9 protein-coding genes are annotated in these 11,527 nt (G+C 64.2%); 3 read left to right on the top strand and 6 right to left on the bottom strand.

The window, feature by feature from the left end:
* Window positions 1-105: 105 nt before the first annotated feature.
* A complete protein-coding gene (locus tag J3A71_RS01345; protein WP_016489669.1) occupies window positions 106-1,161 on the bottom strand; it encodes a phosphorylcholine phosphatase in 1,056 nt (351 codons plus the stop codon).
* A gap of 245 nt (window positions 1,162-1,406) precedes the next feature.
* Here J3A71_RS01345 and J3A71_RS01340 point away from each other — a divergent pair, with 245 nt between their 5' ends.
* A complete protein-coding gene (locus J3A71_RS01340; RefSeq protein ID WP_023048385.1) occupies window positions 1,407-2,798 on the top strand; it encodes an L-cystine transporter in 1,392 nt (463 codons plus the stop codon).
* Window positions 2,799-2,832: 34 nt separating this feature from the next.
* Here J3A71_RS01340 and J3A71_RS01335 read toward each other — a convergent pair whose 3' ends face one another.
* Window positions 2,833-3,348, bottom strand: a complete 516-nt coding sequence (locus tag J3A71_RS01335; protein WP_016489671.1) for a dihydrofolate reductase — start codon at window positions 3,346-3,348, stop codon at window positions 2,833-2,835.
* A gap of 53 nt (window positions 3,349-3,401) precedes the next feature.
* On the opposite strand from J3A71_RS01335, the gene J3A71_RS01330 reads away from it, so the two are divergent.
* Both J3A71_RS01330 and J3A71_RS01325 read left to right on the top strand, forming a co-directional pair.
* A complete protein-coding gene (locus J3A71_RS01330; RefSeq protein WP_096426883.1) occupies window positions 3,402-4,793 on the top strand; it encodes a DUF2868 domain-containing protein in 1,392 nt (463 codons plus the stop codon).
* The gene (locus J3A71_RS01325; RefSeq protein ID WP_060516944.1) at window positions 4,786-6,150 is read left to right on the top strand and encodes a GTPase/DUF3482 domain-containing protein; all 1,365 of its coding nucleotides are present in this window, start codon (window positions 4,786-4,788) and stop codon (window positions 6,148-6,150) included. Before J3A71_RS01330 ends, J3A71_RS01325 begins: the two co-directional genes overlap by 8 nt.
* A 456-nt stretch (window positions 6,151-6,606) precedes the next feature.
* Here the strand turns inward: J3A71_RS01325 and J3A71_RS01320 are convergent, their stop codons facing one another.
* From J3A71_RS01320 to J3A71_RS01305, 4 genes are all read right to left on the bottom strand, one after another.
* The gene (locus J3A71_RS01320) at window positions 6,607-7,632 is read right to left on the bottom strand and encodes a putative 2-aminoethylphosphonate ABC transporter substrate-binding protein (protein WP_016489674.1); all 1,026 of its coding nucleotides are present in this window, start codon (window positions 7,630-7,632) and stop codon (window positions 6,607-6,609) included.
* 18 nt (window positions 7,633-7,650) lie between these two features.
* Window positions 7,651-9,375 carry a putative 2-aminoethylphosphonate ABC transporter permease subunit gene (locus tag J3A71_RS01315; protein WP_016489675.1) on the bottom strand — a complete coding sequence of 575 codons (1,725 nt, stop codon included), beginning with the start codon at window positions 9,373-9,375 and terminating at the stop codon, window positions 7,651-7,653.
* Between the two features lies 1 nt (window position 9,376).
* Complete coding sequence (locus tag J3A71_RS01310) at window positions 9,377-10,435, bottom strand: putative 2-aminoethylphosphonate ABC transporter ATP-binding protein (protein ID WP_023047214.1); 1,059 nt, start codon at window positions 10,433-10,435, stop codon at window positions 9,377-9,379.
* A gap of 218 nt (window positions 10,436-10,653) precedes the next feature.
* A complete protein-coding gene (locus J3A71_RS01305) occupies window positions 10,654-11,523 on the bottom strand; it encodes a LysR family transcriptional regulator (protein WP_096426884.1) in 870 nt (289 codons plus the stop codon).
* Between the last annotated feature and the right edge of the window lie 4 nt (window positions 11,524-11,527).

Here is an 11,527-nt window from a genome sequence, read left to right as displayed (position 1 = left end):
CTAGCGTGAAAGAAGAACCGGCGCCCTGGGTGCCGGTTTTTTTATGCCTGTTCCGGCCTCTTCGCGGGCACGCCCGCGAAGAGGCCGGAACAGACAACGCAACAACTACTGGATTTGCTCCGGCGTCACGATCACCCAGTTCTTGTCCGCCGTCACCGGCAACCCTTCCTTGGCCTGCGCCGCCGCATTCCTGGTAATCATGCCGTTGAGCTGGTCCATGTACTTGGCCTTGCGGTTTATCCACAGGTGGATGCCGCCCTTGCCCACATCCACCCCGTGGAACTGCATGTAGCCATCGCTGGTCGGCGTGTCGCCGCCCACCAGCACCGGCTTCTTCCATTCATCGATGTAGGTCAGGATGGCCGCCTGCTTGCCCGCCATCCAGGTAGCCGGGGTCCACAGATACGGGGTCAGCTCCAGCCCTTCATTGGCCTTGGCATCGTAATGGCCGGCACTGATCTGCTTGCGCGCCGTGGTCAGTTGGCCATTGCTGCGGTCCTTTAACAGCAGACTCACGCCAATCACGTTCTGCGGCTTCACGTTGTAGCCGTACTTGGGATCTGATGCGACCATGCGCACCAGTTCCTCGGAGGCAGCAGAAATCACATAGACCTCGATGCCGTTCTCCATCAGTTTGTTGTACAGCTCGGCCTGGCCCCTGAAGACCTTGGGGGGCTGTACTTCGATGGCCTTGACCTGGTCACCTTCGTAATAAGTGCTGGGGATGGGCTTGGTCGAAGCCATCAGCTCATCCACCTGCACCTTCAACTCCTTCAGGGTAAAACCGGAAAACACCTGGGCCACCCACGGGTAGCAGACCATATCGTCGACTTCGCACAACCGGTAGTAGTAGCTGAACAGGCTTTCCTTGTGCTCGGCAGTGTCCTTGAACGGCATCAGTTTCAGCGAAGGGTCGAGCTTGTCGCGGCTCAGCAGGCCTTTGTTTTCCATGAAGGGCAGCAAGGCTTCTTCCAGGTCATAACGGTAACTGGTGTTGTCCATGTCGAACACCGCGTAGTTACCTTTATTGGCATTGGCGGCGATCATGCTGTCGAGCTGCCTGGCCGCCTCGGCAGGCCAATGTTGGAGCTCGGTGGCGAAGGTTTCGATACTGAACAGCAGGGACAGGCCGATGGCGGCAGCTTTCACAGCGGATTTCATGTACGAATCTCCTGAAAGTGACCCAGAAACGCTAGTGCAACAATCACCCCTGGCAACCCTCGATAACGACCTCCAGACAGCCGTAAACGCCGTGTTCATTGCAATACGCGACACTTCGTTATTCCATAAACGACTATGCAAATTCCATTTGGGTATAAAATCGTTTGTTTTCAGGCTGTTAGCATTTCCGTTCGCAATCGCTCACAGAGGCGATGCCAATTCTGCTTTTTTCTGCTGGAGCTTCAATGAACCTGCCGCTGTCCCTAAACCTGCTGGCGTTCCTGGCCCTGTTGCTGGGCCTGGCACAAACCCGCCGCACCGACTGGAGCCTAGCCAAGAAGGTACTGCTGGGCCTGGTGCTGGGCGTCGTCTTCGGCCTGGCCCTGCACACGATCTACGGCGCTGGCCACCCCGTGCTCAAGGCCACCATCGCCTGGCTTGACCTGGTCGGCAACGGCTATGTCGGCCTGTTGCAGATGATCGTCATGCCGCTGATCTTCGCCTCGATCCTCAGCGCCGTGGCGCGCCTGCACAATGCCTCGTCGCTGGGCCGCATCAGCGTGCTGAGCATCGGCACCCTGCTGCTGACCACCGCCATTGCCGCGCTGATCGGCATCGTGCTGACCAACCTGTTCGGCCTGAGTGCCGAAGGCCTGGTGGCCGGTGTGCAGGAAAGCGCCCGCATGCAGGTTATCCACAGCGACTACGCCGGCAAGGTCGCCGACCTCAACATCCCGCAGCTGCTGCTGTCGTTCATCCCCAGCAACCCGGTGGGTGACCTGGCGCGGGCCAAGCCGACGTCGATCATCAGCGTGGTGATCTTCGCCGTGTTCGTCGGCCTGGCCGCGCTGCAGCTGATCAAGGACGATGCCGAGAAAGGCGAGCGCGCCCTGTCGGCCATCGACACCCTGCAAGCCTGGGTGATGCGCCTGGTGCGGGTGGTAATGAAACTGACCCCGTATGGCGTGCTGGCGTTGATGACCAAGGTGGTTGCCAGCTCGAACATGGAAGACATCCTCAAGCTGGGCAGCTTCGTGGTGGTGTCGTACCTGGGGCTGGGGCTGATGTTCGTGGTGCATGCCCTCATCCTGGCGGCGACCGGTGTGAGCCCGCTGCGCTTCTTCCGCAAGGTGTGGCCGGTGCTGACCTTCGCCTTCACCAGCCGCTCCAGCGCCGCCAGCATTCCGCTGAACATCGAAGCGCAAACCCGCCGCCTGGGTGTGCCGCAGTCGATTGCCAGCTTCAGCGCATCGTTCGGCACCACCATTGGCCAGAACGGCTGCGCTGGCCTCTATCCCGCCATGCTGGCGGTGATGGTGGCACCGGCGGTGGGCATCGATACCTTCGACCCGCTGTGGATCGCTACCCTGGTGGCCATCGTCACGCTGAGTTCTGCAGGGGTTGCCGGCGTGGGTGGCGGGGCCACCTTTGCCGCGCTGATCGTGCTCCCAGCCATGGGCTTGCCGGTGGAGCTGGTGGCGTTGCTGATTTCGGTGGAGCCGCTGATCGACATGGGCCGCACGGCGTTGAACGTCAATGGCTCGATGACCGCAGGCGTGGTGACCAGCCAACTGCTCAAGGAGACAGACAAGGATGTGCTGGCTGACGATGAGCACGCCGAGTTGAGCCACTCCTGAAACGGCTGGGGCCGCTAATGCGGCCCCAGAATCATCACACCTTGTTCCACACCTCGAAGTGATACGCAGGCTTGTCCGCCTCTGCCTGCGCTTCACTCGACGCCAGTTGCCACTCCCCTTTGTCGAACTCGGGGAACCACGCATCACCTTCCGGCTCAAGCTCCACCCGAGTCAGGTACATACGGCTCACCAAGCCTTTCTCCAGCGCCTGTGCATACAACTGCGCGCCGCCGATCAGCATCAGCTCATCCACGCCCTGCTCGCGTGCCCACTGCCCGGCGCGCACAATCGCGTCTTCCAGCGAGGCGAAAACCTCGGCACCCGCCAATTCCAGGCCCGGTTGGCGGCTGACCACGATATTCAAACGCCCCGGCAGCGGTCGGCCCAGGGAGTCCCAGGTCTTGCGGCCCATGATGATCGGCTTGCCCAGGGTGGTGGCCTTGAAGTACTTGAAATCCCCCGGCAAATGCCAGGGCATGGAATTGTCGATGCCTATCACGCGGTTCTCGGCGAGCGCCGCAATCAGGCTGAGGGGGAGTGAAGTCGTCATGCAGCGAGGATAGCAAACCCGCGGTGGGTTATGCTTCTGCCCTGAACCGTGCAATGGAAGACCTTGTGACTGGACCGACTCCACTGGACAAGCGCTGGCTCACCGAAGCGGTACGCCTGCGCGAGGAACACGCCGGCCCCCTGGAGGACCAGGAAGCCAACCGTCGCGCCCGCCAATTGGGCGGCGACCTGGCGGCCCGCATCGAAACCCGTGCACTGTTCCTGGCCGAACGCGATGGCATGAGCACCGCCCTGCGCCACTGGAAGCAAGGCGCGCGCCTGGCGCTGCTGGCCTTGCTGCTGATGGCCGTGCTCAGCGGCGCGGGCCTGGCCCTGGCCGCCCTGGGCGACGGGCAGCGGCCGGTGAACGTGTTCTGGGCCCTGGGCAGCCTGCTCGGGCTGAACCTGCTGATGCTGCTGGGCTGGGCCATCGGTTTTGCCGTAAGCGGCGAGCATGGCGCAGGGCTGGGCCGCTTGTGGCTATGGCTGAGTGAACGCTTTGCCCGCGATGCCAAGGCCGCACACCTGGCACCTGCGCTGCTTGTGCTGCTGCAACGCCAACGCCTGAACCGCTGGCTGCTCGGCCTGCTGGTGCATGGCCTGTGGCTGCTGGCCATGCTCACCGCCCTGGGCATGCTGCTGGCCTTGCTGGCGACCCGGCGCTATGGCTTTGTCTGGGAAACCACGCTGCTTGCCGCCGACCCGTTCATCCACCTGACCCAAGCCCTGGGCGCCCTGCCTTCGCTGCTGGGCTTTGCCGTGCCTGACGAAGCCATGATCCGCGCCAGCGGCGACACCTTGCCGGCCCTGGAGCAAGCCCGACAGGCCTGGGCCAGCTGGTTGCTGGGGGTGGTGCTGGTGTATGGCCTGTTACCACGCCTGGTACTGGCTGCATTGTGCCTGTGGCGCTGGCGCCAAGGCCGCGGGCGCCTGGCACTGGACTTGAGCCTGCCCGGCTACGCGCAACTGCGTGATGCACTGATGCCGCGCAGCGAACGCATCGGCGTGCAGGATGCCGCGCCCGAGGCCCTGCCACAGTTTGCCGCCGACCAGCTGGAAAGCGGCAGCAGCGGTGCCCTGCTGGTGGGCCTGGAACTGGACGACCAGCGCCCCTGGCCGCCCGCCCTGCCGAACAGCGTGATCAATGCTGGCGTGCTCGACAGCCGCGAATCGCGCAACAGGCTGCTCGAACAACTCAGCCGCTTCCCCCCGGCACGCCTGGCCATCGCCTGCGACCCCCGGCGCTCACCCGACCGCGGCAGCCTGGCGTTGCTCGCCGAACTGGCGCGCAATGCCGGCGCAACCCGTATCTGGCTACTGCAGTCCGCACCCGGCCAGGCTGTTGATGCCCAGCGCCTGGGCGATTGGCACGAAGCCCTCGACCGCCTTGGCCTGCAGCACGCCGACACCTCACCACTGACCTGGCTGGAGCATGGCCATGACTGAGCCACTGAAACTGGCCGTGGTCGGCCATACCAACGTCGGCAAGACCTCGCTGCTGCGCACGCTGACCCGCGACGTAGGCTTTGGCGAAGTGTCCCACCGCCCCAGCACCACCCGCCATGTAGAAGGTGCGCGCTTGTCGGTGGACGGCGAACCCTTGCTGGAGTTGTACGACACCCCGGGCCTGGAGGACGCCATTGCCCTGCTCGACTACCTGGAGCGGCTGGAGCGCCCGGGCGAGCGCCTGGACGGCCCGGCACGTCTGGAGCGCTTTCTGCAAGGCAGCGAGGCGCGCCAGCGCTTCGAGCAGGAGGCCAAGGTGCTGCGCCAGTTGCTGGCCAGCAATGCCGGCCTGTACGTGATCGACGCGCGCGAGCCGGTGCTGGCCAAATACCGCGACGAACTGGAAGTGCTGGCCAGCTGCGGCAAGCCGTTGCTGCCGGTGCTCAACTTCGTCGCCAGCCATCAGCACCGCGAGCCGCAATGGCGTGAAGCCCTTGCCCGGCTTGGGCTTCACGCGTTGGTGCGGTTCGACAGCGTGGCCCCGCCCGAGGATGGCGAGCGCCGCTTATATGAAAGCCTGGCCCTGCTGCTGGAGGATGCTCGCCCGGCCCTGCAGCGGCTGATCGACGACCAGCAGGCACAGCGCCTGGCCCGCCAGCACAGTGGCAAGCGGCTGATTGCCGAGTTGCTGCTGGACTGCGCCGCCTGCCGGCGTAGCGTCGAGGCCGAGCCAGCGGCCGAAGCCAAGGCCATAGAGGCGCTGCGCCAGGACATACGCCAACGTGAACAGCGTTGCGTCGAAGCCCTGCTCAAGCTGTATGCCTTCCGCCGCGAGGATGCCCATGCCAGCGACCTGCCGTTGCTCGATGGCCGCTGGGGCGATGACCTGTTCAATCCTGAAACCCTGAAGCTGCTGGGCGTGCGCCTGGGCAGCGGCGTGGCGGCCGGCGCTGCAGCCGGCGCCGGGGTCGATCTGCTGGTCGGCGGGCTTACCCTCGGCGCGGCAGCGCTGGCCGGGGCGATTGCCGGCGGTGCGCTGCAGACGGCGCGTAACTATGGCTCACGGTTGATGGGCAAGCTCAAGGGCAAACGCGAGCTGACGGTGGACGACACGGTATTGCGCCTGCTGGCTTTGCGTCAGCAGCAGTTGATGGTGGCGCTGGATAACCGCGGGCATGCGGCGCAAGACAGCATCAGGCTGGGTGAGCTGGATGAGAAGGCATGGCGCGAGGGCAAGTTGCCAGAAGCACTGGTGAAGGCGCGGGCGCACCCACAGTGGTCCACCCTCAACCCCGGGGCGAAGCTGAATCAGGCTGAGCGGCAGGAGCAGTTGGAGGCGTTGGTTTCACAGATCTGAGCCCGCAGGATCTGGCCTCTTCGCGGGCAAGCTCGCTTCCACAGGGATAGCGCAGTTTTTTAGGCGTGTGCGGTCTCTGTGGGAGATTCTATGGTTTCTGGCAAATTGCATTAGGGCCGCCAGGCGTTTGCCTATGCATTTCCATCGCCTGTGAGATCGAGCGCCGCCCGCGCGGCGCTTCGCGGGGCAAGCCCGCTCCCACATTTGTTGCAACGTGCCAAACCTGTCAGGCCATAGTTGTAAGCCTTGTTGGCTTGACGCGATTACTTGGCTGCCGCCGCTGCCACCCCGCCCTGTTTCAAGACATGCACCAAGGCTGACAACGCCGCTTCCACAGGCATGGCCACGTTGCAACAAATGTGGGAGCGGGCTTGCCCCGCGAAGCGCCGCGCGGGCGGCGCTCGATCTCACAGGCGCCACACCACGCAAGCCATACCCCTGCCAGCCCTCACTCAATCACTGCTGGGCCACCTTTTCCGACTTGCCGTCGTAGCGCTTGCGCCACTCGGCCAGAATCTGGTCACGGTTCTTCGATGCCCAGGCAAAGTCGTTCTTGATCAGGCGCTGTTCATAGTCCGCCGGTAGCTCGGTCTGTGGCTTGGCAATACCCGGCGCGGCCAGCACGGCGAAGTTTTCCTTGTACAGCTCCATCGCCGCCGGGCTGGCCGAGAAATCAGCCAGGCGCTTGGCCGCATCCGCCTTGGGCGAGCCTTTGATCACAGCAGTCGCCTCGATCTCCCAGCCCAGGCCTTCCTTCGGCAACACGATGTCCAGCGGCGCGCCCTGGCGCTTCAGTTGCACAGCCGGGTATTCGAACGAGATACCGATCGGGAACTCGCCCGCAGCCGCCAGCTTGCATGGCTTGGAGCCGGAGTGAACATACTGGCCGATATTCTGGTGCAGTGCGTCCATATAGGCCCAGCCTTGCGGCTCACCAAAGGTCTGCAACCAGGCACTCACATCAAGGAAGCCGGTACCCGACGAGGCCGGGTTCGGCATGACGATCTTGCCCTTGTACTCCGGCTTGGTCAGGTCCTGCCAGCTCACCGGCTTGCTCAGGCCCTGCTTCTCGGCCTCGATGGTATTAAAGCAGATGGTTGCGGCCCACACGTCCATGCCCACCCACGCCGGCGGGTTGGCAGCGTCCCGGTAGTTACCGGAGATCTTGCCCAGGTCCTTGGGTGCGTAGGCTTCAAGCATGCCGTTCTGGTCGAGAATGGCCAGGCTGGACGCTGCCAGGCCCCATACCGCGTCGGCTTGCGGGCGGTCTTTCTCGGCCAGCAGCTTGGCAGTGATGATGCCGGTGGAATCGCGTACCCACTTGATCTCGATGTCCGGGTTGGCCTTCTCGAAGGCCTGCTTGTAGCTCTTCAACTGCTCGGCTTCCAGTGCGGTGTAGACCGTCAGCTGGGTACCGGCGGCCGAAGCCTGCAGGCTGAACACGGTGCAAACAGCAGCGGCAAGTGCAAGGTGCTTGTACATGGATAGGTTCCTTACAGGTCAGACGGTCGCGGCGCGTTGGCGCCAGGCTTGGGAGCGGCGCAGCAGGCCGCGTGAGGCTGCGGCCAGCAGCAGTGAAGCGCCGGCACTGGTCAGCAGGATCAGGGTGGACATGGCAGCAGCACCGCCAACGTTGCCGGCATCGTCCATATTCAGCACGGCAACGGCAGCCAGGATGGTGTCGGGGCTGTACAGGAAGATCGCCGCAGACACCGTGGTCATCGCCGAAACGAACAGGTAGCGGATGATGTCCAGCAGCGCTGGCAGGCAGATCGGCACTGTGACCCGCACGAAGTGCTTGTACAGCGGCGCCTTCAACGAGAGCGCCGCGGCCTCGAACTCGCCATCAAGCTGGCGCAGCGCGGTGGTTGCGGTCATCTGCGCGGTGGTCAGGTAATGGGCGATGGTGCACACCACCAACAGCCCCATGCTGCCGTACAGCACATGCAGCGGGTTGCCGTTCAGGTTGAAGAAGAAGACGTAGCCCAGGCCCAGCACCAGGCCCGGCACGGCCATGGGGATAAAGCTGAGCAGGCGCAGCACCTGGTTGAGCAGGCGCTGCCCTTGGGTCTTCTCCATCAGGTAGGCACCGGTGAAAATCACGATGCTGCCGATCAGCGCGGTGCCGATGGCCATGGTCACGCTGTTGCGGTAGGCCAGCCAGCCGCCACCGGCGGTGTCTTCGAACATGTAGTGACGCAGCGACAACGACAGGTTATATGGCCAGAAAGTGACCAGCGACGAATACACCGCCATGCCGATCACCAGCAGCAATGCCGCACACACCAGCAGCACGAGGGCCAGGAAGCAGGCATCGCGGCCACGCGATGGCTTGGGTTCGAACACCTGGGCGCGGCCGCTCATGGCGTCGCCCTGGCGCCGGCGCAGCCAGGCGTCGACGCTGAAGCTGAACAGGGCCGGCAACAGCAGCACCATGCCGATTAGCGCACCACGGCCGAACTGTTGCTGGCCGACCACCGCCTTGTAGGCCTCCAGCGCCAGCACCTGATAGTCGCCACCGACCACCACCGGCACACCGAAGTCGGTGATGGTCAGGGTGAACACCAGGCAGAACGCCGCAAACACCGCCTGGCGCGTGGCCGGCCAGGTGATGCTGGTGAACGCCCGACCTGGGCCGGCGCCCATGCTGGAGGCAGCATCGAACAGCCGAGCATCGGCCAGCGACAGCGCCGACAGCAGAATCATCAGCGCATGCGGGAAGGTGTAGATGGCCTCCCCCAGCACGATGCCCCAGAAGCCGTAGATGTTGTCGCTAAGCAACCCGCGTAGCAGCCCTTGGTTACCGAACAGGTAGACCAAAGCGATGGCCGGCAGCATCGACGGGGCAAGCAGCGGCAGCAGCGAAATCCCCCGCCACAGGCGCTTGGCCGGGATCAGCGTACGTTGCAGGGCATAGGCAAACAGGTAGGCCAGGGGCACCACGATGGCCGCGACGGTGAAAGCCACCGACAGGCTGTTGCCCAGCAACCAGTGGAAGTTGTCGCTGGCGAACAGCTCCCGGGCTGCCAACAAGCCGCCACCCTGGCCCGCGTCCGCGCTGAAGCCACGCCAGAAGATCGCCAGCAATGGCATCAGCACGGCCAGCACCAACAGGATCAGCAGCAGGCTCTTGCCGCCGACGACGAACAACCGGTCGCCCAAGGCAACGCCAGCACGCGGCGCGGCTTTGGCCTGGCTCAGCGGCAAGGACATTGGCGCGGCCATCTCAGGCAAACACCTGCAGGCTCTGCGGTGGCAATGCCACCCAGATGTCCTGCGAACCCAGGCGCGGCATGGCCTCGGGGGCCAGCTCGGCCAGCAGGGCATGGCCTGGCAGGGCCTTGAGTTCAAAACTCATGCGGCAGCGGTTACCGAGAAAGGTGATTTCGCGGACCATAGCCGGGAACAGGTTTTCTTCGTGTACCACCGGGTTGACCGTGATCGCCTCCGGGCGACAGAACAGCCGGCCGCTGCTGGCCTGGGCCGACCCCGGCGCCAGGCGCATGTTCATGCCGCCAACCTGGGCATGGCTGTCGCCGCTGCGCTGGAATGGCAGCCAGTTGCCCTGGCCGACGAACTCGGCAACGAACGGCGTGGCCGGCTGGTCGTAGATTTCCTGCGGGGTGGCGTACTGCTCGACCTGGCCGTTGTTCATCACCGCAATGCGGTCGGCCATCAGCATGGCTTCGTCCTGGTTGTGGGTCACCATCAAGGTGGTGATGCCCAGCTGGCGTTGCAGCTGGCGCAGCTCGGTGCACAGGTGCTCGCGCACCCGGGCGTCCAGCGCCGACATCGGCTCATCGAGCAGTAGCAGGGATGGCGACGGCGCCAGCGCACGGGCCAGGGCCACACGTTGCTGCTGGCCACCAGAGAGCTGGCCAGGGTATTTCTTCTCGCTGCCAGAAAGGCCTACCAGTTCGAGCATTTCAGCCACCCGCTGGCGGGCCTGCTCGCGGCCACTGCCGGTCAGGCCGTAGGCGATGTTGGCTTCGACGGTCAGGTTGGGGAACAGCGCGTAGGACTGGAACAGGATGCCGTAGTCACGGGCCTGGGGCGGCAGCTCGGAGATATCGCGCTCGCCGATATACAGCGTGCCGCGGTCCTGGCGCTCCAGGCCGGCGATGCAGCGCAACAGCGTGGTCTTGCCACAGCCGGACGGGCCGAGCAGGCACACCAGTTCGCCGGCGGCGATGTCCAGCGAGACATCGTTGAGCGCCGTAAAGGCACCGAAGCGCTTGTGGATGTTGCGCACTTTCATCTGTGCGCCGGGGGTGGTGTGGTTCATGGCAGGGCCTCATCGAAGAGATGGGGCCATGCTAGGAAGGCTGTGCGAAGGTTCTGTGGCTTTGAGGCAAAAGCCGGTGATAGTGGTATAGGCAGATTTTGTATTGGCCTGTGGGGACCTCTTCGCGGGCTTGCCCGCTCCCACAGGATATCTACAAAACTCAGACCCCGCGCAGTACCTGTGGGAGCGGGCAAGCCCGCGAAGAAGCCAACACAGGTCTAGAAATGCGAACCGGCCACTTCTTGCGCTACACCCAGGAACGCGGCCGGCAACCTGGCCTGGCGCCGTTCCTTCAGGCAATACAGGTATTCATGCATCACCGGCGCATTCTCCAGCACGAGCACCCGCAGTTCGGGGTTGTGCGGCACCTCATGGCGGGCAATCACGCTGATGCCGATGTTGCGCAGCACCGCTTCGCGGATCGACTCGCGGCTGCCGATTTCCAGCAAAGCGCCAGCCTTGACCCCGGCCTCCTGCATCATTTGCTCGGTCAGCTTGCGCGTGGTCGAGCCCTTTTCGCGCATCAACAGGCAATGCCCGGCCACCACGTCGATGGACACTGTCTGGCGATAGGCCAACGGATGGTTGCGGTGCACCGCCACCACCAGCGGATCGGTGCCCAACACCCGCCGCACCAGCCGGGCGTCCTCCACCAGCTGCGACGAAGCGGCGATATCCACCCGGTAGTCTTCGAGCATTTCCAGCACCTGCTGCGAGTTGCCGATCTCCACCGCTACATCCACCTGCGGCAAGCGCTCGCGGTAGATCTTCACCAGGTCGAGAATGTAGTAAGGCGCCGTGGCGGCGATGCGCAAGCTGCCTTGGGCCTGGCCGCTGTTGCGCAGCTCGAACTCGATGTCGGCCTCCTGTTGCAACAGCGCCTTGACCATCGGCAGCAGTCGCACGCCCTCTTCGCTCAACACCAGGCGCCGCCCGCCACGGTAGAACAGCTCGACCGTGTAGTGGCTTTCCAGGTTGCGGATCTGCGTGGTCACCGTGGGCTGGCTGAGCCCGAGCTTCTTTGCCGCCAGGGTGATGCTGCCCAGGCGGGCCACCATGTAAAAGGCTTTAAGCTCCGAACTCAGCATGCAC

The sequence above is a fragment of the Pseudomonas sp. PvP089 genome (assembly GCF_017875165.1).
GTDB classification, from domain to species: Bacteria; Pseudomonadota; Gammaproteobacteria; order Pseudomonadales; family Pseudomonadaceae; genus Aquipseudomonas; species Aquipseudomonas fortuita.
The sequence above is the reverse complement of the archived record's forward strand: the minus strand, read 5'-3'. Positions and strand labels throughout refer to the sequence as shown.